Below are 26,022 nucleotides of genomic sequence, written 5' to 3'. Positions count from 1 at the left end.
CTATCAACGGTTACAGGCATCCATTGTAGCGCCGCCAACAGCTGGCATGAAGTCCGCTGCGCGATTTCGGCCCCGCATTGCAACAATCTGCGCCAGACTGCAACGCTGCCGCCCTTCGCCATCGAAGTTTTGCTCGTCCAGCCAGCTCTCCAGCGCCGCCCGCCGCGCCGGCCATTCGTGATCCAGGATGGAAAACCAGGCAGTGTCGCGGTTGCGGCCCTTGTTGGTGCGCGCCTGGCGGAACAGGCCCTCGAAAGTGAATCCCAGCCGCAACGCCGCCTTTACCGACGGCGAGTTCTGCGCATCGCACTTCCATTCATAGCGACGGTAGCCCAGCGCAAACGCTTCGCGCATCATCAGGTACATCGCCTCGGTCGCCAGGCGGCTGCGTTGCAAGCGCGGCGAGAAATTCAGGAAACCCACTTCGATGCTGCCATCCGCCGGCGCGATCCGCAGATAGCTGGCCAGCCCGATCGCGACGCCATCCGTCTGATCGACGATGGCGTAGAATTGCGGATCATCCTGCGCAATATGTTCGCCCATCCAGTCCTCCCAGCTCTCAAGCGTCGGGAAGGGACCATGGCTGAGATAAGTCCAGTTGGCGCCGCCGGGCATCTGATGCAGGGCGTCGAATAGCTGTCCGCCGTGCCTCGCCACATCCAGCGGCTCCACCCGACAGTATTGCCCCGCCAAGATTTTGTGCGGCGGATGCCGCGCGCCGCTCCAATCAGGCACCGGGGAACCGGCCGCTTGCCCCAAGGCGTTTATCTCCGCTGGCTGCACCAGCTGCTGCCAATCAGCAAACATCGCACATCTCCTTGCCGCAGCCTGCCCCGCGGGTGGTGGCGTAGCCATCGCGCTTCCACCAATCCAGTCCACCCTGCAACTCCTTCACCGTGAAACCAAGCTGCGACAGCCTCAACGCGCCCTTGGTGGAGGCATTGCAGCCGATTCCATCGCAGAAGGCCACCAGCGTCACATCGCGCGGCAAATCCGCGCAGCTCTCCGCCGTCATCAGCCGGTGCGGCCGATTGATTGCTCCCGGGATGCTTTCATCGGCAAAGGCTTCCGCGCTGCGCGCATCCACCAGCAAGATGGAGGCGTCGCCTTGCGACAGCGCCAAAGCGATATCGGCGGCATCGATTTCATACGTCAGCTTGGCGGCGTAAAACTCTTGCTGGCTGATCACGGCGTTTCCTTTGCTTATTGGGAGTGCTGCTATCCTATGACCAAAGTCATCTTGCAGACAGCACCACCTTGGCGTTCTGAATGGAACCACTTTGAACAACGACTGGATCTGCGATTACCTCAGGCCGCGCCTGAAAAGAAACCAGCCGGACAATCTGTCGCGCCAGCTATATCGGCAATTGCAGGAGCTGATACGCACCGGGCGACTGCCCGGCAACAGCTCGCTGCCCGCCAGCCGCGCACTGGGCAAAGCATTGTCATTAGGCCGCAATACCGTGCTGGCGGCCTATGATCAGTTGATCGCGGAAGGCTATTTGGAAAGCCGGCATGGCTCCGGCACCTATGTCTGCGACGCCTTCCTCGCCAAGCCGCCGGCGGTCAGCATCCCCCGGCCGCGTCAGCTTTCCGCCCGCGGCCAACATCTGGTGGAGTACAGCCGGCTTCCCACCGGCAAGCTGGGCGCTTTTGTGCCTGGGCTGCCAGAGCTGGAACAATTTCCGTATCGCCAATGGCAGCAATGTCTGACAAGACAGCAGCGCCAATCGCCGCTGGAGTGGCTGCATTACCAGCATGGCGGCGGGCTGCCCGAGCTGCGAGCCATTCTAAGCCAGTATCTCTACCTGACACGCTCTGTGCGTTGCAGCCCGGAACAGCTAGTCATCGCCTCGGGGGCACAAAGCGCGCTGGGGCTGTTGGCCCAATTGCTGGCAGAGCCCGGCGAGATTGCCTGGCTGGAGGAGCCCGGCTATAGCGGCGCCCAGGCGGCAATGCGGGCCGGCGGCCTGCTCTGTCATCCGGTTGGCGTCGATAGGCATGGCTTGCAGATCGATCCGCAAGCGCCGGCTCCGCGCCTGATCTATGTCACCCCATCGCATCAATACCCCACCGGAGCCGTCATGAGCCTGGAACGGCGCCTGCAATTGCTGGCAAGCGCCAGGCAGCACGACAGCTGGATAATAGAAGACGACTACGATAGCGAATTCTGCTATAGCGCCAATCCGCTGGCGGCTTTGCAGGGGCTGGATCAGGACAATCGCGTCATCTACCTAGGCACCTTCAGCAAAGTGATGTTTCCGGCGATGCGGCTGGCCTATCTGGTGTTGCCGCCGGAACTGGTGGACCCTTTCCGCCGCTGCCAGGCCAGGCTGCTGGGTGAAACCTCTTATCTGCAGCAGGCTGCGGTCGCCGACTTTATCGAGCGGGGCTACTTCGCGCGCCATATCCGCAATATGCGCGCGCTCTATTTGCGCCGGCAGCAATTGCTGCGCCACGCATTGAAGCAATATTTGGGCGATGCACTGCCGATAGCCGGCGGCCAAGCCGGCATGCATCTGCTGGCGACACTGCCGAATGGCTTTGACGAATGGGAGTTGCAACAGGCCGCCGCACAACAAGGGCTGTGGCTGCGGCCGCTGGCGCGCCACTTCCTGAATCCCCCCACCAGCAGCGGATTGGTGCTGGGCTATGCGGGAATTGCAGATCAGACTATCCTGCCCTCAGTCCAACAACTCGCAAGACTACTGGGAGCCCGCCTGAAATGAACAAGCCGACTCTACTAGTCAGCGCCTGCCTGCTGGGGCAACCCGTGCGTTACGATGCCCAGTCCAAACCCATGCCAGAGCAGGACTGGCGCTTATTGCGCCAACAGTTCGACTTGATCCCGGCCTGCCCTGAGTGCTTGGGCGGCCTGCCCACCCCGCGGCCGGCGGCCGAAATCGTCGGCGACAATGGTGCAGCGGTGTTGCGCCGACAAGCCCAGGTCAAGACCGCGCAAGGCCTGGATGTCAGCCAGGCCTTTGTTGCGGGAGCGAAAATGGCGCTGGACATCGCCCGCCAGCATGGCTGCCATGCAGCGCTGCTGAAGGCCAACAGCCCCTCCTGCGGCAACCGGCGGATTTACGACGGCGAATTTTCCGCCACGTTGAAAGATGGCAAGGGCGTAACCGCCAGCCTGCTGGACTTGGATGGCATCATGGTCTGGAACGAATATGAAATTCAGCAGTTATTGCGGCAGACCTGACCACGGCACCTTGATGATTCGCTGAGCGCAGCAACAGCAAAAACCCCATGGAATCGGTCCATGGGGTTTCAACAAACTCATCCGGCGCGCCAAACGCAAAAACCCCAGCTCATTGAGCTGGGGTTCCGCTATCGGGCGTCTGGCGGTGTCCTACTTTCACATGGCGAATGCCACACTATCATCGGCGCTAAGGCGTTTCACGGTCCTGTTCGGGATGGGAAGGCGTGGGACCACCTCGCTATGGCCACCAGACATAAACTGGTACAAACTCAAGAAGCCTGAACTCGTCTCTCAACGCGTTCTGAATATTTTTTCGGGTACTCAATTGTGTCGCACTCACACTCCATCTTCGTCACTCAGTTTCCCAAGCCACTCAAATGATAGGATCAAGCCTCACGAGCAATTAGTATCGGTTAGCTTCACGCCTCACAGCGCTTCCACACCCGACCTATCAACGTCCTGGTCTCGAACGACTCTTCAGGGAGGTCTAGCCTCCAGGGAAGTCTCATCTTCAGGCGAGTTTCCCGCTTAGATGCTTTCAGCGGTTATCTCTTCCGAACTTAGCTACCCGGCGATGCCACTGGCGTGACAACCGGTACACCAGAGGTTCGTCCACTCCGGTCCTCTCGTACTAGGAGCAGCCCCCGTCAAACTTCCAACGCCCACTGCAGATAGGGACCAAACTGTCTCACGACGTTTTGAACCCAGCTCACGTACCACTTTAAATGGCGAACAGCCATACCCTTGGGACCGGCTACAGCCCCAGGATGTGATGAGCCGACATCGAGGTGCCAAACACCGCCGTCGATGTGAACTCTTGGGCGGTATCAGCCTGTTATCCCCGGAGTACCTTTTATCCGTTGAGCGATGGCCCTTCCATACAGAACCACCGGATCACTATGTCCTGCTTTCGCACCTGCTCGACTTGTCGGTCTCGCAGTTAAGCTACCTTTTGCCATTGCACTATCAGCACGATTTCCGACCGTACCTAGGTAACCTTCGAACTCCTCCGTTACACTTTGGGAGGAGACCGCCCCAGTCAAACTGCCTACCATGCACTGTCCCCAATCCGGATCACGGACCAAGGTTAGAACCTCAAAGGGGTCAGGGTGGTATTTCAAGGTTGGCTCCACCTGAACTAGCGTCCAGGCTTCATAGCCTCCCACCTATCCTACACAAACCACTTCAAAGTCCAATGCAAAGCTACAGTAAAGGTTCACGGGGTCTTTCCGTCTAGCAGCGGGTAGATTGCATCTTCACAAACACTTCAACTTCGCTGAGTCTCAGGAGGAGACAGTGTGGCCATCGTTACGCCATTCGTGCGGGTCGGAACTTACCCGACAAGGAATTTCGCTACCTTAGGACCGTTATAGTTACGGCCGCCGTTTACCGGGGCTTCGATCAAGAGCTTGCACCCCATCACTTAACCTTCCGGCACCGGGCAGGCGTCACACCGTATACGTCCACTTTCGTGTTGGCACAGTGCTGTGTTTTTGTTAAACAGTCGCAGCCACCGATTCTCTGCGACCTGTCATAGCTTCAGACGCGAAGTCTTACACCACAACAGGCATACCTTCTCCCGAAGTTACGGTATCAATTTGCCGAGTTCCTTCTCCTGAGTTCTCTCAAGCGCCTTAGAATTCTCATCCTGCCCACCTGTGTCGGTTTGCGGTACGGTTCTTGTGTAGCTGAAGCTTAGTGGCTTTTCCTGGAAGCGTGGTATCAGTCACTTCAGGTCCGTAGACCCTCGTTATCACGTCTCGGTGTTAAAGAAGAGCGGATTTGCCTACTCTTCACACCTACCGGCTTGAACAGACTATTCCAACAGTCTGCTGACCTAACCTTCTCCGTCCCCACATCGCACTACACAAAAGTACGGGAATTTTAACCCGTTTCCCATCGACTACGCTTTTCAGCCTCGCCTTAGGGGCCGACTCACCCTACGCCGATGAACGTTGCGTAGGAAACCTTGGGCTTTCGGCGAGCGGGCTTTTCACCCGCTTTATCGCTACTCATGTCAGCATTCGCACTTCTGATATCTCCAGCATGCCTCTCGACACACCTTCACAGACCTACAGAACGCTCCCCTACCACGGACACATTTGACTGTGCCCATCCGCAGCTTCGGTTATCAGTTTGAGCCCCGTTACATCTTCCGCGCAGGACGACTCGACCAGTGAGCTATTACGCTTTCTTTAAATGATGGCTGCTTCTAAGCCAACATCCTGGCTGTCTATGCCTTCCCACTTCGTTTACCACTTAACTGATCATTTGGGACCTTAGCTGGCGGTCTGGGTTGTTTCCCTCTTGACAATGGACGTTAGCACCCACTGTCTGTCTCCCATGCTGGCACTTTCCGGTATTCAGAGTTTGCCATGGTTTGGTAAATCGCAATGACCCCCTAGCCATAACAGTGCTTTACCCCCGGAAGTGATACATGAGGCACTACCTAAATAGTTTTCGGGGAGAACCAGCTATCTCCGAGTTTGTTTAGCCTTTCACCCCTATCCACAGCTCATCCCCTAGTTTTGCAACACTAGTGGGTTCGGACCTCCAGTGCGTGTTACCGCACCTTCATCCTGGCCATGGATAGATCACTCGGTTTCGGGTCTACACCCAGCGACTGATTCGCCCTATTCGGACTCGGTTTCCCTACGCCTCCCCTATTCGGTTAAGCTTGCCACTGAATGTAAGTCGCTGACCCATTATACAAAAGGTACGCAGTCACGGAACAAGTCCGCTCCCACTGTTTGTATGCATCCGGTTTCAGGTTCTATTTCACTCCCCTCCCGGGGTTCTTTTCGCCTTTCCCTCACGGTACTGGTTCACTATCGGTCGATCACGAGTATTTAGCCTTGGAGGATGGTCCCCCCATCTTCAAACAGGATTTCGCGTGTCCCGCCCTACTTTTCGTATGCTTAGTACCAAGAATGCGTTTTCGTGTACGGGGCTATCACCCACTACGGCGGTCCTTTCCATGAACCTTCCACTAACTCAATCTCTATCACATACAGGCTGTTCCGCGTTCGCTCGCCACTACTTACGGAATCTCGGTTGATTTCTTTTCCTTCAGCTACTTAGATGTTTCAGTTCGCTGAGTTCGCTTCCTCAGACCTATGTATTCAGTCTGGGATGACCCCTAAGGGCCGGGTTTCCCCATTCGGATATCGCGGGATCAAAGCTCTATTGCCAGCTCCCCCGCGCTTTTCGCAGGCTTACACGTCCTTCATCGCCTGTGATCGCCAAGGCATCCACCAGATGCACTTAGTCGCTTGACCCTATCATTTCAGTAACCTACGTCACTTCATGACAGAGCGTGTTTGCGCGACGACTGCACCGCCCCTTTTGATATGGCGACGCAGCCTTAGATACAATCAAATACCCAAGATGACGATTTGTCCGCGTACAGAATTAACTCTACGCTTTCATTTCGCCGTCTTATATATTCGGCTTCTTCAGTTTGTTAAAGATCGGGCGTTAAAATTACAACGCAAACAGAACCAAACTCTTCCGAGTTCGCTTGTGTTTGAGTTGTGGTGGAGGATGACGGGATCGAACCGACGACCCCCTGCTTGCAAAGCAGGTGCTCTCCCAACTGAGCTAATCCCCCAACTGGTGGGTCTGGTAGGACTCGAACCTACGACCCCTGCGTTATCAACACAGTGCTCTAACCAGCTGAGCTACAAACCCAGTAAACTTCTACGCCAGCCCCACAAGGAGCTGGCTGCCCTTAACAGAATAACCGATAGGCTGTAAGTACTTGACGATCGCCTTCTCTAGAAAGGAGGTGATCCAGCCGCAGGTTCCCCTACGGCTACCTTGTTACGACTTCACCCCAGTCATGAATCCCACCGTGGTAAGCGGCCTCCTTGCGGTTAGCCTACCCACTTCTGGTGAAACTCACTCCCATGGTGTGACGGGCGGTGTGTACAAGACCCGGGAACGTATTCACCGCAGCATGCTGATCTGCGATTACTAGCGATTCCGACTTCACGCACTCGAGTTGCAGAGTGCGATCCGGACTACGATCGGTTTTATGAGATTGGCACCACCTCGCGGCTTAGCGACCCTCTGTACCGACCATTGTATGACGTGTGAAGCCCTGCTCATAAGGGCCATGAGGACTTGACGTCATCCCCACCTTCCTCCGGTTTGTCACCGGCAGTCTCATTAGAGTGCCCAACTTAATGATGGCAACTAATGACAAGGGTTGCGCTCGTTGCGGGACTTAACCCAACATCTCACGACACGAGCTGACGACAGCCATGCAGCACCTGTGTTACGGCTCCCTTTCGGGCACCAAGCCATCTCTGGCAAGTTCCGTACATGTCAAGAGCAGGTAAGGTTTTTCGCGTTGCATCGAATTAATCCACATCATCCACCGCTTGTGCGGGTCCCCGTCAATTCCTTTGAGTTTTAACCTTGCGGCCGTACTCCCCAGGCGGTCAATTTCACGCGTTAGCTACGCTACCAAGGATTCAAACCCCCAACAGCTAATTGACATCGTTTAGGGCGTGGACTACCAGGGTATCTAATCCTGTTTGCTCCCCACGCTTTCGTGCATGAGCGTCAGTGTCATCCCAGGGGGCTGCCTTCGCCATCGGTATTCCTCCGCATCTCTACGCATTTCACTGCTACACGCGGAATTCTACCCCCCTCTGACGCACTCTAGTCTTGCAGTCTCCAATGCCGTTCCCAGGTTGAGCCCGGGGCTTTCACATCAGACTTGCAAAACCGCCTGCGCACGCTTTACGCCCAGTAATTCCGATTAACGCTTGCACCCTACGTATTACCGCGGCTGCTGGCACGTAGTTAGCCGGTGCTTATTCTTCCGGTACTGTCATCCCCGCCAGGTATTAACCAGCGGAATTTCCTCCCGAACAAAAGTCCTTTACAACCCGAAGGCCTTCTTCAGACACGCGGCATGGCTGGATCAGGCTTGCGCCCATTGTCCAAAATTCCCCACTGCTGCCTCCCGTAGGAGTCTGGGCCGTGTCTCAGTCCCAGTGTGGCGGATCATCCTCTCAGACCCGCTACTGATCGTCGCCTTGGTGAGCTCTTACCTCACCAACTAGCTAATCAGACATCGGCTGCTCGTATAACGTGAGGCCTTACGGTCCCCCACTTTCCCCCTCAGGGCGTATGCGGTATTAATCCGGCTTTCGCCGAGCTATCCCCCATTACACGGTACATTCCGATGCGTTACTCACCCGTTCGCCACTCGTCAGCGGAGCAAGCTCCCTGTTACCGTTCGACTTGCATGTGTAAAGCATGCCGCCAGCGTTCAATCTGAGCCAGGATCAAACTCTTCAGTTCAATCTCATAGCAAATTTTCTGGCACGCAAGTTCAAAGAAATAAAACAAGTATTTCTTGTCTCTTGCAGTGCAAGTTTTTGGCTTTCGCCAAGCACTTACACCTATCGGTTATTCGTTCTGTTAAAGAGCAGTGCCGGCCGCTTCGAACACCGCCGGAACCTGTTTTGTTCGGCTTGTTTCGTTCGCTGCGTCAGCTGAGGAGGCGAACTATACCGCCGCGTCCCACCCTCGTCAACACCTTCCGGAAAAAAATCTGCAAGATTTTCACAGGACGCCTGCAACACATTGATAAAAAAGGGAACGTCTGCACGCCAACATCGGCGCAACCACCCTGCCGCGCTTTTTCTGGCCTGTTTCGCACAGGAAATGGATAATCGACGACCCCATCTTTTCAGCAAAAAAGCCTTACCGTGAGCCACAAGACCTGGATTTTCGACCTGGACGACACCCTGCACCATGCCAGCGGCGGCATCTTCGAGCACATCAACAAGCTGATGAGCGAATACATGATGCGCCATCTCGGCGTGGACGAAGCGGAAGCCTGCGCGCTGCGCTCGCGTTACTGGGCGCAATACGGCGCTACCATGCACGGACTCTCCACTCATCACGGCATCGATCCGCAGCACTTCCTGACCGAGACCCATCCGGTGGAGGCGCTGGCGCAATGGCTGCAGTTTGAAGATCAACTGGCCGACAGCCTGTCGGCGCTGCCCGGCCGCAAGATCATCCTGTCCAACGGCCCCAATCATTATGTGGAGGGCATTCTGCACCGGATGAGCATCCGCCATCACTTCGACTCGGTATACGGCGTCGACAACCTCAACTACGTGCCCAAACCGCACGTCGACGCATTCCATATGGTGTTGTCACGCGAAGGCCTGCGCGCCGAGCACTGCATCATGGTGGAGGACTCATTGCCCAATCTGCTCACAGCCAAGGAGCTGGGCATGACTACCGTGTGGGTGAGCAAGGAGACGCGCCGGCCGGCGTATGTGGATTTCCGCATCGAACGCATCCGGGATCTGCGGCGGCTGAAGCTGAGCTGAAATCACATAATATAGATGCGGACGCAAAAAAGGCCGGGAATCCCGGCCTTTGCTGTTGACTCGATATGGCGGCTTACTTCAGCTTGATCTCGGACCACACCTTGTTCAACTCGCGGCGGTCCTTGGCGTTCAGATCGTGCAGCTGCTGCAGGCGCGGCAGGTCGGTGGCAGTCGGGAAGATAGCCGGGATCTTGGTCAGCTCGGTCTTGACGAACTTGCCGGCAGCGGCGTTGGGGTTGCCATTGCCCAGCTCGTTGGTCAGGCCAGCCGCGTTCTTGCCGTCCAGCATGAAGTTGATGAACTTGTAGGCCAGGTCCTTGCGCGGCGCATCCTTCAATACCACGAAGTTGTCCAGCGACAGGGTGTTGCCTTCCTTCTGCAGGCTGAAGTTCAGCGCGAAGTTGCGCTTGGCCTTCTTGGCGTCCTGCTGGGCCTGGAACATATCGTTGGAATAGCCGAAGGCGACATAGATATTGCCCACGGTCAGCTCCTTGATATAGGACTGGTTGTTGAAGGCGGCCCAGTACGGCTTGGCCTTCAGAATCACATCGCGGGCGGCTTTCCAGTCGGCCGGATTGGTGGAGTTGGCCGGCTTGCCCAGGTACATCAGCGCGGCGGACACCAGTTCGCGCTGCGAATCCAGCACGGTGATCTTGCCTTTGATCTTGGAGAGCAGCGCCGGATCGAAGATCAGCGCCCAGGTATTGACCTTGTCGCCCAGGCCCAGCTGCTTCAGCTTGGTTTCGTTGTAGCCGATCAGGGTGGTGGTGAAGGCGTACGGCGCCGAGTACTTGTTGCCCTTGTCGAAGAAACTGTTCAGATAGCCCGGGTTCAGGTTCTTGAAATTGGGCAGTTGCGCCTTGTCCAGCGGCTGCGCCTTGCCCTGCTTGATCAGCGCGTCCACCGCGAAGCCGGTGGGTACCACCATGTCGTAGCCCTTGGCGCCGGCGGCCAGTTTGGCCAGCATTTCCTCGTTGTCGCCGTAGTAGTCCTGCACCAGCTTGCACTTGCAGTAGGCTTCAAAGTTTTTGGCTGCGGCTTCGGATAGATAGTTGTTCCAGTTGTACAGATGCAGCTCATCCGCTGCAAACGCCTGGGTTGAGGCTGCCAGTGCCAGCATCGCGAGGATCTTCTTCATTTTGCTTCCTTTGTATTGCACAGCATGGTGGTACTACGGGAGAAACCGGGCAGCGCCCCCTCAGGACTGCCCGGGCCAAGCGACTGCGGACATCCTAGCCGCCGCAAGGCGGCAGCCAGCCGCGGATGTGTCAACCATTGGCGCGCAGCGCGCTGGGCGATACCCTGGACGCGATGACGATCAAGGCCAGCGTCAGCAGCATCAACAAGCTGGACACCGCGTTCACTTCCGGCGTGACAGCTATCTTGATCATCGAGTAGATCTCTAGCGGCAGCATGCTGGCGCCGGCGCCGGCGGTGAAGAAGGTGATCACGAAGTCGTCGATCGACAGCGTGAACGCCATCAGTGCGCCGGCGATGATGCCGGGCTTGATCACCGGCAGCGTGATCAGGCGGAAGGCCTGGAACGGCGTGGCGCCCAGATCGCGCGCAGCTTCCACCAGGCTGTCGTCCATGCCTTGCATCCGCGCCCGCACCACGATGGCGACGAAGCCGATACAGAAGGCGATGTGCGACAGCAGGATGGTAACGAAGCCCAGCTCCAGAATGCCGATCAGCTGATTGACGATGACGAAGAAGATCACCAGCGACACCCCCATCAGCAGCTCCGGAATGGCGATGGGCGTCAGCACCAGGAAGGGCAGCAGCCTGAGCTTGTACTTGTGCAGCGCGATGCCGGCCAGCGTGCCCAGGATGGTGGCGAAGAAGCTGGCGACGATGCCGATCAGCAGCGAGTTGCCGGCCGCGGTCAGCATCTTCTCGTTGTGGAACAGCTTGTCGTACCACTTGAGGGTGAAGCCCACCCACTCGGCGTTGAGGCGCGAATCGTTGAACGAGTACAGCACCACGATCACCAGCGGCAGGTACAGGAACAGATAGGTCAGGCCGGCCGAAGCCCACAGCCACTTCGATTGTTTCTTAGCCACGCGCCTTCCCCTTTCTCGCTACCACAGCCCCCAGAACGGCGATCAGCAATACGCCGCCGGTCAGCATGATGGACAGCACCGAGCCGAATGGCCAGTCGCGGGTATCCAGGATCTGCTGCTTGATCAGATTGCCTATCATGATGGATTCGGTGCCGCCCAGGATGTCCGGAATGGCGAACATGCCCAGCGCCGGGATGAACACCAGCGCCGAGCCGGCGAACACGCCTGGCAGGCTCAGCGGCCAAGTCACGCGCCAGAAACGCTGCCAGGCATTGGCGCCGAGGTCCTGCGCGGCGTCCAGCAGCGCCATGTCGTGCTTTTCCAGATTGGCGTACAGCGGCAGCACCATGAAGGGCAGATGCACGTATACCAGGCCGACGATCACCGCGAACGAGGTGAACAACAGCCGCACCGGCTCGAAGCCCAGCGTGGTCAGCGCCAGATTCAGCGCCTTGGTGAACGCCGACTGCGGACCCAGGATGATCATCCAGGCGTAAATGCGGATCAGGAAGTTGGACCAGAACGGCAGGATCACCAGCAGCAGCAGCAGGTCGCGGTACTTCTTGCCGGAGCGGGCGATCAGCCAGGCCAGCGGGTAAGCCATCAGCAGGCAGACCACCGTGGTGGTCAGCGCGTAGCCGGCCGACTTGATGAACAGCTCGATGTACAGCGGCTCCTCCACCAGGCGGTGGAAGTTGTCCAGCGTCAGTTGCCAGACGCGCTGGCCGTCCTCGATGGTGAACAGCGGCGCCAGGCCGCCGTAGTCGCCGGGCTGGCGAAACGCCGCCACCAGCATGATCAGCGACGGGATCAGGAAGAACAATACCAGGTACAGCAAGGGGGGCCAGGACAGCGCCCACTTGCCGAAACGATCACGGATGGCCATCGCTTACTCCGTCAGGAAGCTGCCGGCGTCGAAGCGCCAGGCGATTTCGACGCTGTCGCCGTCGTCGAAGAATTTTGCGACGCCGGGAATGTTGTTTGCCTGCATCGCCTCGATACGCACGCCGTCGGCCACTTCCACCACATAGAGGGTGACGTCGCCAAGATACAGGCAATCGTGCACGCGGCCCTTCAGGTGGGCTTCGTCGTCCTGGGCCGCCAGCGACTTGTCCAGCCTCACCTTCTCCGGACGCAGCGCCAGCCAGCCTTGCTGACCCGGCTTGGCGCCGGCCACCGCCAGGCACCTCACCTCGCCGCAACCCTTGATGTCCAGCGTCATGGCGTCGCCGTCCAGCGATTTGACGGTGGCTTCCAGCACATTGCACTGGCCGAGGAAGTCGGCGACAAAACGGTTTTTCGGATAGCTGTACAACTGCTCCGGCGCGTCCAGTTGCTCGACCTGGCCGTGGCTCATCACCGCGATGCGATGGCTGAGGGCCAGCGCCTCGCCCTGGTCGTGGGTGACGTAGACGAAGGTGATGCCCACTTCCTTCTGCAGATTGATCAGCTCGATCTGCATCTCCTCGCGCAGCTTGGCGTCCAGCGCCGACAGCGGTTCGTCCAGCAGCAGCAGCCGCGGCCGGTCCACCAGCGCGCGGGCGATGGCCACGCGCTGGCGCTGGCCGCCGGACATTTCATGCGGGTAGCGGCTGCCGAACGGGGTCAGGCGCACGTCGGCCAGCAACTGATCCACCTGGGCCTCGATCTTGCGCTTGTCCCATTTGGCCATCTTCAGCGGGAAGGCGATGTTCTCGCGCACCGTCATGTGCGGGAACAACGCATAGCTTTGGAACACCGTGTGAACCGGGCGCTTCTCCGGCGCAACCTGGGACATGTCCTGGCCGTCCAGCAGGATCTGCCCGGCATCCGGCTGCTCGAAACCGGCCAGCATGCGCAGCAAGGTGGTCTTGCCGCAGCCCGAAGGGCCCAGCAGCGTGAAGAACTCGCCCGCCTCGACCGACAGGCTGACATCGTTGACCGCCGTGTAGTCGCCGAAGCGTTTGACCACGTTTTTGATTTCAAGGAGAGCCATGGATCTTCCCCACCACGAAAAAGGGCGCCAGTTTAACAAAAAATCAATTTTCGGGGCCGCTGAAATCCCTTGTAAATTCAATAACTCAGCGCATTTTTCCGCCTATCCTCGCCAACATGGCAAGCCATCCGGATAAGTTGCTCTTTTCAATGAAAAAAACTCTCCCCGGCATGCGCCGGCGCCGCGAAAAATATCTGGACTGTCATTATTGTAAATGATGTATTTTGACAACAAGATTGTCTAAGCCCGCCGCGCGGGCCAGCAAATCTTCGTCCCCGCCGCCGGCTGGCGCCAATCCATGACGCGATATCGGCGCTTTGCGCAGGCGGCAACCCGCGCGCCGTGTCTGATCGACACCCGCCGCGATGGAAAATTCACGCCGTCAATCATTATGACGCCATCAACCGCCGCGGTCATGGCCCTGAACATGCCCAAGCCATCAGATGGATGGATATAGGCTATCCGGCAAAAGAAAAAGGGCGCCGCAAGGCGCCCTTTCTCACACAGGCGGTACCGCTCAGAACTTGGTGCCGACGCCGACGCCGAACACCCACGGGTCGATGTGCAGCGTACCCAGCTTGGCGCCGCCGGCGCTGACGTCGGTCTGCACCCACAGCTTCTTGACGTCGAAGTTGACGAACCAGTTCTTGTTGATGGCGATGTCCGCGCCCGCCTGCAGCGCCGGACCGAAGCTGTTCTTCTTGACCGTGATCGCGCCGTTGCCCAGCCCGTCGTTATAGAAGCGGGTGTAGTTGACGCCGGCGCCGACATACGGACGGAAAGTGGCTTCCGGCGCGAAGTGGTACTGCACCGTCACGGTCGGCGGCAGCACCGACACCTTGCCGATGTCCGCGCCGTTGGCGGTGATCTTGTGGCGCGAGGTGCCCAGGATCAGCTCGGTGCCGATGTTGTTGGTGATCATATAGGTGAAGTCCAACTCCAGCGCGGGAGAGGACTTGGCATCCACATTCAGGCCAGGAGCCGAACTGCTCCAGCTGGCCGAAGGATCGACGTCGATCACGCGGAAACGGGCGAGGATGTCGCCCTGGGCGGCGAACGCGCCGGCGGAAAGCATGCCTATCATGGCGGCGAGAGCGAGCTTCTTCATTTTCTGTTCTCCAATGGGGCTAAAAATACTGGCCGCGCGGCCGGCCAGCGTTGACAGCGATCCCTGCCGGCAGTAGCGTGCGACGTTCGAAGGCAGATTATCCAAGCCCCCCACTCCACACTTTGCGCCAGATCATGAAAAAGTCATGAAATATGCCGATCTACGGGAATTCATCGCCCAACTTGAACAAAAACAGCTGCTGAAGCGGATCAGCGCGCCGGTGTCCCCGCATTTGGAAATGACGGAAATCGGCGACCGCGTGCTGAAGGCGGGCGGCCCCGCGCTGCTGTTCGAACAACCGCGCCATCGGGACCGGAGCTACGACTTCCCGGTGCTGGCCAACCTGTTCGGCACGCCGGAGCGCGTGGCGCTGGGCATGGGCGCTAGCGACGTGATGCAGCTCAGGGAAATCGGCCAGACGCTGGCCTATCTGAAGGAACCGGAACCGCCTAAAGGCCTGAAGGACGCCTGGGACAAGCTGCCGCTCATCAAGCAGGTGCTGTCGATGGCGCCTAAGGAAGTAAAAAAGGCGCCGTGCCAGCAGATCGTCTGCGAAGGCGACGCCGTCGACCTGGAAAAGCTGCCGATCCAGCATTGCTGGCCGGGCGATGTCGCCCCGCTGATCACCTGGGGCCTCACCGTCACCCGCGGCCCCAACAAGAAACGGCAGAACCTGGGCATCTACCGCCAGCAGGTGATAGGCCGCAACCGCGTGATCATGCGCTGGCTGGCGCACCGCGGCGGCGCGCTGGACTACCGCGAGTTCTGCCAGCAGCACCCGGGCCAGCCTTATCCGGTGGCGGTGGTGCTGGGCTGCGACCCGGCCACCATACTCGGCGCGGTGACGCCGGTGCCGGACACGCTGTCGGAATACCAGTTCGCCGGCCTGTTGCGCGGCAGCCGCACCGAGCTGACCAAATGCATCGGCTCGGACCTGCAAGTGCCGGCGCGCGCCGAAATCGTGCTGGAAGGCCACATCCATCCGGACGACACCGCGCTGGAGGGCCCCTATGGCGACCACACCGGCTACTACAATGAGCAGGACCGCTTCCCGGTGCTGACGATAGACCGCATCACCATGCGCGAGAACGCGATTTACCACAGCACCTACACCGGCAAGCCGCCGGACGAGCCGGCCATCCTGGGCGTGGCGCTGAACGAGGTGTTCGTGCCCATCCTGCAAAAGCAGTTCCCGGAGATCGTCGACTTCTATCTGCCGCCGGAAGGCTGCAGCTACCGGATGGCGGTGATCAGCATCAAGAAGCAGTACCCGGGCCACGCGAAAAGGGTGATGATGGGCTGCTGGAGCTTCCTGCGCCAATTCATGTACACCAAGTTCATCGTGGTGGTGGACGACGACGTCGACTGCCGCGACTGGAAGGAAGTGATCTGGGCGATCACCACCCGGATGGACCCGGTGCGCGACACCACGCTGATAGACCACACCCCCATCGACTACCTGGATTTCGCCAGCCCGATCTCTGGCCTGGGCGGCAAAATGGGACTGGACGCCACCAACAAGCTGCCGGGCGAGACCAGCCGCGAATGGGGCACGCCGATCGTGATGGACAACACCACCCGCCAGCGCGTGGACGCCATCTGGAGCGAACTGGGGCTGTAAGCGCCGCGCTCCCAATCGGAAAGCCAACCGCGCGGTTGGCTTTTTTCATGGCCTCAAGCCAGGCGGCTCACCCGCGCCAGCCAGGCGACGCCGTCGGTTTGCGCCTGCAGCGCCAGCGCCTCCCCCTCCGCCGCCAGCAGGCAAGCCGGCGGCAGCAGCCGGCCGTCGCAGCGCCACTCGCCCCGCTGCAGATACAGCAGGGTCATATCGGCCACCGGCACGCTCAGGTCCTGCCCTGCCGACAAGCTCAAGCGGCTGAGCTCACCGCGTCCCCAGTCGCGCGCCAGCATCAGGTTGCAGTCGCGCAACGCGCCGCCCAGCAGACGACACTGGACGGCGGCCTCGCCGCCAAAGGACGCTATCTGGCCAGGCGCGTCCAGACGCAGCGAGCCGCCATCGTCCAGGCTCAGCTCCATGCCGTCTCCCTCCAGCAAACCCAATAGGCGGTCCACCCCGGGGAAGTGGGAAAACGGGCCTCCCTGCGCCACATCGGCGATGGACAGCCGCACGGCGAAGGCGTCCGCCCGCGCGGGATGCGCCAGCCGGAACAGTTCGCAAGTCTGGCCGCCGCCGTTGGCCCAGGGCATGGAACGGAAATCATCCGCGCTGAACAATCGCATGGTGTCGGTCTCCCAAACGTAAAAGGCCCAGCCGGCATGATGCCGGATGGGCCCGTCGGCCGCCATCGCCGCGCCTCAAGGCAAGACTTCCACCTGGCGCAGAATGACCTCGCGGCCGTAAGCCGGACTGCTGGCCTCGCCGGCCACACGGTAGCGGATGCGCTGCCCGGTCTGCGGCCGCAATTGCCGCAGGCGGGCGCGGTCCACCCCCTGGCCATCGCCGGCCGGCCGGATGGTCAGCACCTCGCCGCCGCGCGCTATCCCCAGCCGCAGCAACGGCTGGGCGCCGACCGCCACCAGCGTGCCCTGCTCCCATGGCGCGGTGGCCATCGCCATCAGCCAGGGCAGCAGGCACCACAGCGGCCAGCGTCGGCTCATGGCTTCACCAGCAACAGATGGCTATTGGCCGGCACGGTGATCTGCGCGCTACCGCGCCTCACCGCCAGCGCCTGGCGATAGGTTTCCGCACCGGTGTCGCCGGACCAGTTGACCTCCCGCGCCTGGAAGGCGATTGCCGGCAATTGCAGAGTTTTACCCTGCGGGAAGTACTGGTTGGCCGGCAGCTGCAGAGTTTTGGCCGGGAAGCCGTAGCCAGGCACCGCCGAACCGCCTTCGGCCAATGCCAGCGTGGTGGTCAGCCGCAGCAGCAGGCTACTGTAATTGCCGCCGCCCACCGCGCGCAGGCCGTCGTCCAGCGCCTGCTCGCCCCGGCTGGCGCCGGTCACCCATGGTTTCATCACGCCGGCGCCGAACTGGTGCAGCATCTGCATGCCCAGCGTCAATGCTTTCGGATAGCAGGTGTAATCGCCCGCCGCCACGCTCCAGCCTTTCAGATTGCACGCAGGTTGCCGCAGCAGAGACTCGAAATCTCCACCCGGACGCAAGTCGGGATGCGAGTTGGCGTCGCGGCCGCGGCCGCCGGTGAAGGTGTCGGCCGACACCAGATAGCCCATGGTCTGCGCCGCCAACTCGTTCTCCCATACCGTGGGCGAATCCGAGCCCGGCTGCTGCCGCAGAATCTTGTTGTAGGAATACAGCACGTGCAGATACTCATGCGCCAGCGTGGACAGCGCCAGACTGGGACCATTGTCCTTCATCGACCAGTTGCCCGGGCTGTCCGCCTTGACGAAAGTGTCCAGGTCGACGAAAGTCGCCAGCGCCTGGTTGCTGTTGCCTATGATCTTCTCGCAGTCGGCGTCGCCGCCGCACACCGCCGGCGCCGCCGTGGCTAGCAGCGCGTTGGTCCAGCGCACATAGCCCAACAGACGGCTGCCGCCAACTTGGGCCGGATCGTTCAGCCGGCTGAGCACCAGATGAACATCCTTGGTGCTGCCCGGCAGCGCCAGCGCGCGCCAGTCCGGGTGGATGTCGTTGCCCCACGGCTCGCTGACCACGCTGGCCTCCAGCGGATAAACGCTGTTGGCGAAACGCTCGGCCAGCGCGTCGGCCTGGGCGTTGCTGGCGCTGACGTTGAGCCCCTGCTGCGCCCAGACGTACACCTTGCCGCCGTTGGGCAAGTCGCGCGCCGCCTGCAGCGTGGTGGCGCTGTCGGCGTCCATGTCATGCCATAGCCGCGAGTCGCCCAAGGCGTAGTTTTGCTGTTGCAAAGCATTCTGCGCGCCGCTCAACTTGGCCGACTGCCGCAACAGCTGACGCTGCATGGCGCCGCTACGGCTGTGCTGCGCCACCGCGCGCAACACCAGTTGACTTTCCGCCTCCAGCCTGTCCTGCCGCGCCGCGTCGCCGCCGCGCAAACCGCCCGCCCCGCGCCTGGCCTGCGTCGAAGTATCGCCGCTGCTGATGCGGGCGACCTCGGCATTCCAGCCTCCGGCCGCCAGTCCGGTCAAGGTGATGGTTTGCGCCTGGCCGCTGGCGTTGCTGTACTGGTAAACCGAGCCGGAAGCGGCGCCGGCCGCGCTGGCCGGCAACTGGCAGCGCGCGCCGCTGCAGGCGATCAGCGCCACCTCCTTGCCGGAAGGCTGCGCAAGTTTGCTGCTGGCGGCCTGCGCGCCGGCGGCTGCATTGCCATCCGGGCCGCTTGTCCCGCCGCCGCCGCAGGCGCTCAGCAATGAAGCTAATATCACGGAAACTGCTATTGGTTTTTTATTGGCATGCATCTCTTTGTCGCTATCGTTATGGTTTTGATGGGTATTGCTCGTTCGATACTAGCCACACCATTTATGACATAACAATCACAACTGTTACCATTTAAGAACAATAGAGAATAAGTCGCCCAGACCGCCACCACCTGACCACACCGCAAACCTGCTATCATCGCCACGTCTTTGAATAAGGAATCATCATGGCTTTTCTGCGCAACCCCAATTCCGCCCAACGTCTGAAACGCCTCAACGCCCGTCAGCGCAAGAAAATGCGCGTCGGCGAATTCCGCGAGTTGGGCTTCCACCTGATCGCCAATCTGCACGAAGGCGTGGACGCCGATGATCTGCTGGACGGCTGGCTGACCCGCGTGGATGAAGCCGGCATCAGCTTCGGCGGCCATTTCGACGGCAAGAACAAGCTGGAAGGCGTGGCCTTTCCGGTGAACGAGCTCAAGATCAGCGAAGCGCTGCGCGGCGAGCTGGTGGCCTGGCTCGAAGCCCGCAGCGAGGTTCAATCGCTGGAAGCCGGCGAGCTGATCGATCTGTGGCACGCCGCCTGAACATCGCGCAGCAATGAACAAAGCCGCCAATTGGCGGCTTTTTCTTTTGGCAATGGGCCAGCTACTTATCCACAGCAATCTAAAAATCGCCGGGTTATCCACACTCCCTCAAGACAACTGGCGAAAAACCCGGTAACCCAGATACAGCCAGGTTTCACGCGCCAGGAAGCGCGACCAGCTGGACAGGGTGCGGAAGCGGCTGGACTGGGTGGGTGCCGGATAAGCGCTCAGCCCCAGATCGCCGGCCATCAGCACCGCGCGGCGCATGTGCAGGGGGTCGCTGACCAGCAGATAGGAACGGATGCCAAACTGGCGGCCCAGGTCGCGGGCGTTGGACAGGTTCTGCCAGGTGGTGCGCGACTCGGTCTCGGCCAGCATCGCGGTCATCGGCACGCCCTGGCGGGCGGCGAATTCCCGCCCGACGTCGGCCTCGGACGGATAGCCGGGCTGCGGCGTGCCGCCGGTGAACACGATCCAGCGCACCTTGCCGCCCTGATACAGTTTGACCGCGTGGTTGATGCGCTCGCGGAACACCGGCGACGGCTTGTTGCCCCAGGCCGCCGCGCCCAGCACCAGCGCGGCATCGGCGCCGTTCTGCTCGCCGCCGCTGCCGTAGTCGACGATGGTCCAGGCGATGTAGGCGAAGCCGAGCACCACCAGCAGCACCGCCAGCAAGAAGCCTTTTATCATCAAACGCAAGTAGAGCATCGGCACAGCAGCATAAAGGGGAAGGATGCACGATTGTAACCGCAATTGCCGGCGGCCGGCAGCTTGCGCTTGTCCGGCCGAATGGTCCGGGGCCTACTTCTCCAGCTCCCAGATCGCCGCCTGCAATGTCTCCAGCCTGGCCGCCAGCGCGGTCTGCGCATCCTGCAGCGCCTTGTTGTAGATATCGCGCCCCATCTTGTCGGCAAGGAAGTCCAGCAAGAAACGGGCATCGAAACTGCCGATCTCCAGGCCAAGCTGGTCCGATAGATAGCCTTGCAGTTGCGGCGCCAATTGTTGCATTTGCTGCTCGCTCAGAAGAAATTGGGTCGCCATTGTCGCATCCGGATCAAAATGGCGATTATCGCATGGCTCGCGGGCCAACACGCGAGCATGGCCGCCGGCTCGCGCTTCCCTCCGAAGGCGCGGATAGCGCTCCGGACTCGCGCTCCAGGCTCGGTCCCTGTTCCTCGTCGCCCCCTCAGCCCCAGGGGAACAGCGGCCTGAACAAGGCCAGGCGGCTGAACGCCTAAGGCGCCAGCGCGCCGGCCTCCCTGCGGCAAGAGGTCTAGCAGTTGCCATGAATGGGAAGGCACACCCATCCCAAGTTTACGGTTTCGCTCACCTTGATCGAGAACGACAGCGCCGGCGACGAAAGCGCGATCGTCACCGCATCGGCGGTAACATTCGATACCGGCGGCCTGCCCAAGCCTATGTATTTTTTCAGCGCGATCGGACTTCCCAGCTGAATGCTCAACTGACTGTTGCCCAGCAGATAGGCGAGATTGTTCTGCAGATATTGTCCCAGCGGAAACGAGCCGCCCCCCGGCAGCGCCACCACCTTGCCCGGCGGCACCAGACGACTCAGTCCATTGAGCATGTTCTGATCGGTGCCGTACAACAGCGCGTCCTTCGCTTTGGCCATCTGAACCTGCACATTGCTCAGCAGTAGGTCATTGATCTTGTCCTGGGCCTTGCCGATCAGCACGTCGCCCACTCCCGGCAGAATCCAGCTCAAATTGGAATCACAGTCGGTAGAGGAACTGGTCGTCGCCGTCATGCCGGTCTTGCCGTCCTGCATTGCGCCGCTGGCCGTGCCATACTGGGCGGTGATGACGATGTTGCTCAGCGTCAGCGTATTGGTGCAGCTGTAGTGGATCACGCCCCATTTGCTGCCGGAATACTGGCTGCGCACCTGATAACCGAGTCCGGATACCGTCATGCGGGCCACGCCGCTGGCATCCGGGGTGATTGTCAGCTGCGCATTGCCGCTGATCGTCCCGCTCTGGAAGCTGGCGCCGTTCCTCGCCACCAGTTGCGACACCGGCCCGTTCAAAGCCTGCTGCAAATCGGAGGGCAGGCTCTGCATTTGATTCGCCACCTGCTGCAACGGCCCCATCGCCGAAGCGTCTTCGCCATAGCTCAGCGTGCCGCCGCCATAGTTGACCGTCGCCAGATATTGGTCTGCAAGCACTTTCGCCGCCCAGTCCGCCTGCGCACCACTAGTCACAAGCAGTCCCGCTAGAAAAATCGCCCTGCGCATCATAGGAATACCCTTTCCATTTAAATGGAAATATCCAAATTGGATATTTCCACGCATTCTATATCATGAGCATTAAATGGAAAGGGCTATCGCCATCGCCAGCAAACCCGCTGCGAAAACGCGGCCACGCCGGCTTGAACACCAGCCGCGGCTACAGCCGCGACCATTCCCGTCCCAACTGCAACAGGCCTTGTTGCAGCGCCTGCCGGCTGCGATGCAGGCAGTTTTGCCATTCCTCGCGCGCGCAGCCGCATTGCGGCAGATTCAGGCAGGCATGCTCCAGCCATGCGAAACGCGGCTGGCAGCCGTCATAGCACAGCGCGATGCCATCGGCGCAGCCACGCCTGGCCAGCCGCGCCAGCTTGTCCGGCAAGGGCGCCGGGCTCAGGCAGACCCTGGCGCCGTGGAACAGGCTGGAACGCCAGTACTGCTGCTGGCAGCGCCAGCCGTCCAGCAGGCAGGACAGGGTGCGGGCGGGGAATTCGATACTCCACCACAGGAGAAGACTCATCATGCGCTCCTTTTATTGTGCGGTGCACAATAAATGTTATACCTGTTGCCGGACGCAATCGCCAGCGGCTTGTGACGCAACATAAAAAAACCGGCGCCACAGGCGCCGGAAATCACGAGTCAAACAAGGATGGAAAAAGGTTACAGCGTCACCCAGCGCGGCTGGGTCAGCATTTCCGGCTGCAGGATGTCGTCCAGTTGCTCGCGGGTCAGCAAGCCGTGGGCCAGCACCACCTCGGCCACGCTACTGCCGTTGGCGTGAGCCTCGGCGGCGACACGGGTGGCAGCCTCGTAGCCAATCACCGGGTTGAGCGCGGTCACCAGGCCGATGGAGTTTTCCACGCTCAGGCGCAGGCGCTCGCGGTTGGCGGTGATGCCCTTGACGCAATGCTCGGTCAGGGTGTCGCAAGCGTTGGCCAAGTGGCCGGCGCTGCGGAACAGGCTATAGGCGATGACGGGCTCGAAGGCGTTCAGCTGCAGCTGGCCGGCCTCGGCCGCCATGGTGATGGTAACGTCGTTGCCGATCACCTCGTACGCCACCTGGCTCACCACCTCCGGAATCACCGGATTCACCTTGCCCGGCATGATGGACGAGCCGGCCTGGCGCGCCGGCAGATTGATTTCGCCGAAGCCGGCGCGCGGGCCGGACGACAACAGCCGCAGGTCGTTGCAAGTCTTGGACAGCTTGACCGCCACCCGCTTCAACACGCCGGACAGCTGAACGAAGGCGCCGCAGTCCTGGGTGGCTTCGATCAGATTGGGCGCGGTGATCAGCTTGTGGCCGGTCAGCTCGGACAGGTGCAGGCATACCAGGCGGGCATAGTCCGGATGCGAGGTGATGCCGGTGCCGATGGCGGTAGCGCCCAGGTTGATCTCCAGCATCAGCGCGCTGGCTTCCTTCAGGCGCTGCTCGTCCTCGCCCAGCATCACCGCGTAGGTCTGGAATTCCTGGCCCAGCGTCATCGGCACCGCGTCCTGCAGCTGGGTGCGGCCCATCTTCAGGATGTTCTTGAACTCGTCGGCCTTGGCGGCGAAGGCGCCGCGCAGCGCTTCCATCCGCGATACCAGCTTGTGCACGCCCCAGAAGGCGGCCAGGCGCAGCGCGGTGGGATAGACGTCGTTGGTGCTCTGGCACAGGTTGACGTGCTCGTTCGGGTGCAGATATTGGTACTCGCCCTTGGCGTGGCCCAGCAGCTCCAGCGCGCGGTTGGCGATCACCTCGTTGGCGTTCATATTGGTGGAGGTGCCGGCGCCGCCCTGGATCACATCGACCACGAATTCTTCATGCAGCTTGCCATCGCGGATCTCCTCGCAGGCGTCGACGATGGCCTGCGCCAGTTTCGGATCGAGAATGCCCAGATCGCGGTTGGCCTGGGCGGCGGCCTGCTTGATGCAGGCCAGCGCGCGGATCAGGTCGCCGTAGCTGGCGATGGTCTGGCCGGTGATCGGGAAATTCTCGATGGCGCGCAGGGTGTGCACGCCCCAGTAGGCGGCGGCCGGCACTTCGCGGTTGCCCAAGAGATCGTGTTCGGTGCGGGTGGTCATGCGGCATGTCTCCGTATAGGCCGTCGTCGGACGGCGGATGAGCCCGCACTGTATGCCTGAGCCGTCTGGCTGGCCAATTCCGAATGGCGATGGGGTCATGCAGGAAATGCATAACCTTGGCAAAGCCTACCGGCTCACACCGGCGGATAACGCGCCGACAGGTAGTCCCACAGCGCTTCCAGCTCGGGCCGGGCGCGGCGGCGGTCGCAATACAGCTGGATCTCCATCCGCACGCTCCACTCGTCGCCGCCGGCCGGCAGCAGCAGGCCGGACTGGCACTCAGCCGCCACCGAGCTTTCCGGCAGAAAAGCCACGCCATGGCCGGCCAGCGCCATCTGCTTCAAGCCTTCCGCCATATCGGTTTCGTAGCGCAGCGACAGGTGCGCCGGCTGCGGCCCTCCCACCAGGATCAAATCGCTCATCAGGCGGAAATAGGCGTTGCTGGCGTAGCCCAAGAAGGGCAGCGGCGCCTCCGCGCGGCCGGGCAGCGCGAAGCGCGGCGCGCCGTCCCGCGCCGCGGAATACGGCCGCAGCCGCTCCACGCCCAGACGCAAGCCGCCGTAACGGGCGTCGTGCAGCTCCACCGGCTGCTTGGGATGGTGGTAGCACATCAGGAGGTCGCTGCCGCCTTCGACGAAGGCCAGCAGCGCGTCGTGGACATTGCTGGCCTGCAGCCGGCAGGACAGCGGGCCGAAGTCCTGCTCCACCGCTGTCAGCCATTTGGGGAAATAGGAAAACGACAGCGTGTGCGGCACTGCGAACTCCAGCGTGCCCTGCGGCAGCGGCTGAAGGCCGCGCAGCATGGTGCGGGTAGTGTTGAGCTGGGCCAGCAGCGGCACCGCCTGCTCCTGCAACAGCTTGCCGGCGGCGGTAAGGCGGGTGGGGTAGGTGGTGCGGTCTATCAGGTCGGCCCCCAGCCAGCTTTCCAGCGCGCGGATGCGGCGCGAGAACGCCGGCTGCGTCAGATGGCGCAATTCGGCGGAACGGGTGAAGCTGCCGGTGTCGGCCAGCACCAGAAAATCTTCCAGCCAGCGGGTTTCCATCGCTCAAGGTCCTGGTTGCGGATGCCAGATGGTACACCGCCCGGGCACTTTGCGGCGCGCGCGCGCTCTACCTTGGAGCCTGTTCACGATCTTTTGCTTTTGGGCACGGCTTGCGACAAACAAGCACGTTTTCGATGCGCCACAGTCGCTTCAAGCCTGCCGCCGGATGGCAAGCCCGGAGTCTTAAGCGGCTGCCTGTTTGAGTCCCGCCACATTAGCGCGGGACGAGTTCCGCCGCGCCTCGGGCCTGACGGGCACCGGCGGGACGCCGCAGGCCAGGCTTGAGGGCGGCCTTTAGGAGTGGGGGGATATGCGGCCAAGCAAATATCCCCTCCCTGCCTGCCGGACAGCACCGGCTATGAAAACGATCATCCGCATAGCGGATTCAAAACCATAAAGATCGCGAACAGGTTCTTAGGGCCTCGATGTCACAATCGACGCAGCAAATCCAAACAGCAATGCCATAAACATATGAAAAGACAGCATCTAGTTTCCTGATATGAGCATCCTCCCCGCCCCGCGCCATCTTCGGCTGCCGCGCCGACCGTTGGCCATCGCCGCCAGCCTGCTGCTGCATGCGCTGGCCTTCTTCGCGCTGAAAGCCGTCCAACAGCAGCCCGCCGCCGCGCCGCAAGCATTGAGAGTCCAGATCCTGCCCATCAGCCTGCCCGCCCCGGCCAGTCCAAGCCCGGCAGCCTCTCCGGCGCCGCGTCGAGCCTCCGTTGCCGCGCGCGCCGCGCCGCCGGCCGCGATAACCGCGCGCCCCGGCAAAGCGGCCCGGCAAGGCAAGACCGCCGCCAGCGCCGCCAGCGCCGAAACGCGTGTCACCATCGAAGGCTTGCGCCAGCAAATGCGCCACTTGGAGCCGGAAAAACCCAACGCCAAGCCGCTGCAAGCCGAGCCGGAAAAAGCGCGGCTGGCGCGCAATATCGACCAGGCGCAGCGCAAAGACTGCAAAACCGCCTATTCCGGCCTGGGCCTGCTGGCGGCGCCCTTCCTGTTGAAAGACGCGCTGGATAAAGACAACGGCTGCAAGTGGTAGCTTGCAGCCGTTGCG

Annotated in this window: 23 protein-coding genes, 2 tRNA genes and 3 rRNA genes; 7 read left to right on the top strand and 21 right to left on the bottom strand. The window is 60.9% G+C overall.

Annotated elements, in window-relative coordinates; genetic code table 11:
* Positions 1-3 precede the first annotated feature (3 nt).
* Positions 4-807 carry a GNAT family N-acetyltransferase gene (locus BI344_RS18890; protein WP_071114349.1) on the bottom strand — a complete coding sequence of 268 codons (804 nt, stop codon included), beginning with the start codon at positions 805-807 and terminating at the stop codon, positions 4-6.
* Positions 797-1,189, bottom strand: coding sequence for a rhodanese-like domain-containing protein (locus BI344_RS18885; RefSeq protein WP_071114348.1), 393 nt, complete (start codon positions 1,187-1,189; stop codon positions 797-799). Before BI344_RS18885 ends, BI344_RS18890 begins: the two co-directional genes overlap by 11 nt.
* Positions 1,190-1,280: 91 nt before the next feature.
* Here BI344_RS18885 and pdxR point away from each other — a divergent pair, with 91 nt between their 5' ends.
* A complete protein-coding gene (gene pdxR / locus BI344_RS18880) occupies positions 1,281-2,729 on the top strand; it encodes a MocR-like pyridoxine biosynthesis transcription factor PdxR (RefSeq protein WP_071114347.1) in 1,449 nt (482 codons plus the stop codon).
* Positions 2,726-3,208 (top strand): 2-thiouracil desulfurase family protein, encoded by a 483-nt coding sequence (locus tag BI344_RS18875; protein ID WP_071114346.1) that lies wholly within the window; start codon positions 2,726-2,728, stop codon positions 3,206-3,208. The genes pdxR and BI344_RS18875 overlap by 4 nt, the downstream gene beginning before the upstream one ends.
* A 137-nt stretch (positions 3,209-3,345) precedes the next feature.
* On the opposite strand, the gene rrf is transcribed toward BI344_RS18875, so the two are convergent.
* From rrf to BI344_RS18850, 5 genes are all read right to left on the bottom strand, one after another.
* A 5S ribosomal RNA gene (rrf, locus tag BI344_RS18870) occupies positions 3,346-3,460 on the bottom strand.
* Positions 3,461-3,590: 130 nt separating this feature from the next.
* A 23S ribosomal RNA gene (locus BI344_RS18865) occupies positions 3,591-6,486 on the bottom strand.
* A 256-nt stretch (positions 6,487-6,742) separates the two neighbouring features.
* A tRNA-Ala gene (locus tag BI344_RS18860) sits at positions 6,743-6,818 on the bottom strand.
* A gap of 3 nt (positions 6,819-6,821) precedes the next feature.
* Positions 6,822-6,898: transfer RNA gene (locus BI344_RS18855), tRNA-Ile, on the bottom strand.
* A 90-nt stretch (positions 6,899-6,988) separates the two neighbouring features.
* Positions 6,989-8,524 (bottom strand): 16S ribosomal RNA (locus BI344_RS18850).
* The 16S, 23S and 5S rRNA genes sit together here with 2 tRNA genes alongside, the layout of an rRNA operon.
* Positions 8,525-8,934: 410 nt before the next feature.
* Between BI344_RS18850 and BI344_RS18845 the strand changes: the two genes are divergently transcribed.
* Complete coding sequence (locus BI344_RS18845; RefSeq protein ID WP_071114345.1) at positions 8,935-9,570, top strand: pyrimidine 5'-nucleotidase; 636 nt, start codon at positions 8,935-8,937, stop codon at positions 9,568-9,570.
* Positions 9,571-9,643: 73 nt separating this feature from the next.
* Here the strand turns inward: BI344_RS18845 and BI344_RS18840 are convergent, their stop codons facing one another.
* From BI344_RS18840 to BI344_RS18825, 4 genes are all read right to left on the bottom strand, one after another.
* Positions 9,644-10,708, bottom strand: a complete 1,065-nt coding sequence (locus BI344_RS18840) for an ABC transporter substrate-binding protein (protein ID WP_071114344.1) — start codon at positions 10,706-10,708, stop codon at positions 9,644-9,646.
* 130 nt (positions 10,709-10,838) lie between these two features.
* Positions 10,839-11,633, bottom strand: a complete 795-nt coding sequence (locus BI344_RS18835; RefSeq protein ID WP_071114343.1) for an ABC transporter permease — start codon at positions 11,631-11,633, stop codon at positions 10,839-10,841.
* A complete protein-coding gene (locus tag BI344_RS18830) occupies positions 11,626-12,519 on the bottom strand; it encodes an ABC transporter permease (RefSeq protein WP_193431009.1) in 894 nt (297 codons plus the stop codon). Before BI344_RS18830 ends, BI344_RS18835 begins: the two co-directional genes overlap by 8 nt.
* 3 nt (positions 12,520-12,522) lie before the next feature.
* A complete protein-coding gene (locus tag BI344_RS18825) occupies positions 12,523-13,608 on the bottom strand; it encodes an ABC transporter ATP-binding protein (RefSeq protein ID WP_071114342.1) in 1,086 nt (361 codons plus the stop codon).
* Here BI344_RS18825 and BI344_RS24975 point away from each other — a divergent pair.
* Positions 13,607-13,744 carry a hypothetical protein gene (locus BI344_RS24975; RefSeq protein WP_206600432.1) on the top strand — a complete coding sequence of 46 codons (138 nt, stop codon included), beginning with the start codon at positions 13,607-13,609 and terminating at the stop codon, positions 13,742-13,744. The genes BI344_RS18825 and BI344_RS24975 overlap by 2 nt on opposite strands.
* Before the next feature lie 381 nt (positions 13,745-14,125).
* Here BI344_RS24975 and BI344_RS18820 read toward each other — a convergent pair whose 3' ends face one another.
* On the bottom strand, positions 14,126-14,716 hold the full coding sequence (locus BI344_RS18820) for an OmpW/AlkL family protein (protein ID WP_071114341.1): 591 nt from the start codon (positions 14,714-14,716) through the stop codon (positions 14,126-14,128).
* Positions 14,717-14,861: 145 nt separating this feature from the next.
* Between BI344_RS18820 and ubiD the strand changes: the two genes are divergently transcribed.
* Positions 14,862-16,337: a 4-hydroxy-3-polyprenylbenzoate decarboxylase gene (ubiD, locus tag BI344_RS18815; protein ID WP_071114340.1), complete on the top strand. Its 1,476-nt coding sequence runs from the start codon at positions 14,862-14,864 to the stop codon at positions 16,335-16,337.
* Positions 16,338-16,390: 53 nt separating this feature from the next.
* On the opposite strand, the gene BI344_RS18810 is transcribed toward ubiD, so the two are convergent.
* The 3 genes from BI344_RS18810 to BI344_RS18800 all read right to left on the bottom strand — a co-directional run bounded on the left by BI344_RS18810 (position 16,391) and on the right by BI344_RS18800 (position 19,041).
* Positions 16,391-16,957 carry a HutD/Ves family protein gene (locus BI344_RS18810; RefSeq protein ID WP_158020760.1) on the bottom strand — a complete coding sequence of 189 codons (567 nt, stop codon included), beginning with the start codon at positions 16,955-16,957 and terminating at the stop codon, positions 16,391-16,393.
* A gap of 75 nt (positions 16,958-17,032) precedes the next feature.
* The gene (locus BI344_RS18805; protein ID WP_071114338.1) at positions 17,033-17,335 is read right to left on the bottom strand and encodes a hypothetical protein; all 303 of its coding nucleotides are present in this window, start codon (positions 17,333-17,335) and stop codon (positions 17,033-17,035) included.
* Complete coding sequence (locus tag BI344_RS18800) at positions 17,332-19,041, bottom strand: M30 family metallopeptidase (protein ID WP_158021089.1); 1,710 nt, start codon at positions 19,039-19,041, stop codon at positions 17,332-17,334. The genes BI344_RS18805 and BI344_RS18800 overlap by 4 nt, the downstream gene beginning before the upstream one ends.
* A gap of 218 nt (positions 19,042-19,259) precedes the next feature.
* Here BI344_RS18800 and BI344_RS18795 point away from each other — a divergent pair, with 218 nt between their 5' ends.
* The gene (locus BI344_RS18795) at positions 19,260-19,619 is read left to right on the top strand and encodes a 50S ribosome-binding protein YggL (RefSeq protein ID WP_071114336.1); all 360 of its coding nucleotides are present in this window, start codon (positions 19,260-19,262) and stop codon (positions 19,617-19,619) included.
* A 108-nt stretch (positions 19,620-19,727) separates the two neighbouring features.
* Here BI344_RS18795 and BI344_RS18790 read toward each other — a convergent pair whose 3' ends face one another.
* From BI344_RS18790 to BI344_RS18765, 6 genes are all read right to left on the bottom strand, one after another.
* Positions 19,728-20,309 carry a YdcF family protein gene (locus BI344_RS18790; RefSeq protein WP_241499401.1) on the bottom strand — a complete coding sequence of 194 codons (582 nt, stop codon included), beginning with the start codon at positions 20,307-20,309 and terminating at the stop codon, positions 19,728-19,730.
* Positions 20,310-20,420: 111 nt separating this feature from the next.
* The gene (locus BI344_RS18785) at positions 20,421-20,660 is read right to left on the bottom strand and encodes a DUF2164 domain-containing protein (protein ID WP_071114334.1); all 240 of its coding nucleotides are present in this window, start codon (positions 20,658-20,660) and stop codon (positions 20,421-20,423) included.
* 232 nt (positions 20,661-20,892) lie between these two features.
* Positions 20,893-21,798, bottom strand: coding sequence for a hypothetical protein (locus BI344_RS18780; protein WP_204378026.1), 906 nt, complete (start codon positions 21,796-21,798; stop codon positions 20,893-20,895).
* Between the two features lie 220 nt (positions 21,799-22,018).
* Complete coding sequence (locus tag BI344_RS18775) at positions 22,019-22,378, bottom strand: hypothetical protein (RefSeq protein ID WP_139167077.1); 360 nt, start codon at positions 22,376-22,378, stop codon at positions 22,019-22,021.
* A 140-nt stretch (positions 22,379-22,518) separates the two neighbouring features.
* Positions 22,519-23,922 carry an aspartate ammonia-lyase gene (gene aspA, locus BI344_RS18770; RefSeq protein WP_071114332.1) on the bottom strand — a complete coding sequence of 468 codons (1,404 nt, stop codon included), beginning with the start codon at positions 23,920-23,922 and terminating at the stop codon, positions 22,519-22,521.
* Positions 23,923-24,056: 134 nt separating this feature from the next.
* The gene (locus tag BI344_RS18765; RefSeq protein WP_071114331.1) at positions 24,057-24,965 is read right to left on the bottom strand and encodes a LysR substrate-binding domain-containing protein; all 909 of its coding nucleotides are present in this window, start codon (positions 24,963-24,965) and stop codon (positions 24,057-24,059) included.
* Positions 24,966-25,464: 499 nt separating this feature from the next.
* Here BI344_RS18765 and BI344_RS18760 point away from each other — a divergent pair, with 499 nt between their 5' ends.
* Entirely contained in the window at positions 25,465-26,007 is a 543-nt protein-coding gene (locus BI344_RS18760) for a hypothetical protein (protein ID WP_071114330.1), read from the top strand.
* Positions 26,008-26,022: the final 15 nt, after the last annotated feature.

Origin of the sequence: Chromobacterium sphagni (assembly GCF_001855555.1) — a bacterium.
GTDB lineage: Bacteria > Pseudomonadota > Gammaproteobacteria > Burkholderiales > Chromobacteriaceae > Chromobacterium > Chromobacterium sphagni.
Note: the sequence above shows the minus strand (reverse complement) of the source record. Positions and strands in the feature narration are given on the sequence as shown.

Coding starts and splice junctions, on each gene's coding strand:
- BI344_RS18790 (WP_241499401.1), bottom strand. CDS start 20,309: ATGATAAAAGGCTTCTTGCTGGCGGTGCTGCTGGTGGTGCTCGGCTTC.
- ubiD (WP_071114340.1), top strand. CDS start 14,862: ATGAAATATGCCGATCTACGGGAATTCATCGCCCAACTTGAACAAAAA.
- BI344_RS18825 (WP_071114342.1), bottom strand. CDS start 13,608: ATGGCTCTCCTTGAAATCAAAAACGTGGTCAAACGCTTCGGCGACTAC.
- BI344_RS18760 (WP_071114330.1), top strand. CDS start 25,465: ATGAGCATCCTCCCCGCCCCGCGCCATCTTCGGCTGCCGCGCCGACCG.
- BI344_RS18875 (WP_071114346.1), top strand. CDS start 2,726: ATGAACAAGCCGACTCTACTAGTCAGCGCCTGCCTGCTGGGGCAACCC.
- BI344_RS18890 (WP_071114349.1), bottom strand. CDS start 807: ATGTTTGCTGATTGGCAGCAGCTGGTGCAGCCAGCGGAGATAAACGCC.
- BI344_RS18785 (WP_071114334.1), bottom strand. CDS start 20,660: ATGGCGACCCAATTTCTTCTGAGCGAGCAGCAAATGCAACAATTGGCG.
- aspA (WP_071114332.1), bottom strand. CDS start 23,922: ATGACCACCCGCACCGAACACGATCTCTTGGGCAACCGCGAAGTGCCG.
- BI344_RS18840 (WP_071114344.1), bottom strand. CDS start 10,708: ATGAAGAAGATCCTCGCGATGCTGGCACTGGCAGCCTCAACCCAGGCG.
- BI344_RS18795 (WP_071114336.1), top strand. CDS start 19,260: ATGGCTTTTCTGCGCAACCCCAATTCCGCCCAACGTCTGAAACGCCTC.
- BI344_RS24975 (WP_206600432.1), top strand. CDS start 13,607: ATGGATCTTCCCCACCACGAAAAAGGGCGCCAGTTTAACAAAAAATCA.
- BI344_RS18820 (WP_071114341.1), bottom strand. CDS start 14,716: ATGAAGAAGCTCGCTCTCGCCGCCATGATAGGCATGCTTTCCGCCGGC.
- BI344_RS18775 (WP_139167077.1), bottom strand. CDS start 22,378: ATGAGTCTTCTCCTGTGGTGGAGTATCGAATTCCCCGCCCGCACCCTG.
- BI344_RS18810 (WP_158020760.1), bottom strand. CDS start 16,957: ATGCGATTGTTCAGCGCGGATGATTTCCGTTCCATGCCCTGGGCCAAC.
- BI344_RS18805 (WP_071114338.1), bottom strand. CDS start 17,335: ATGAGCCGACGCTGGCCGCTGTGGTGCCTGCTGCCCTGGCTGATGGCG.
- BI344_RS18830 (WP_193431009.1), bottom strand. CDS start 12,519: ATGGCCATCCGTGATCGTTTCGGCAAGTGGGCGCTGTCCTGGCCCCCC.
- BI344_RS18765 (WP_071114331.1), bottom strand. CDS start 24,965: ATGGAAACCCGCTGGCTGGAAGATTTTCTGGTGCTGGCCGACACCGGC.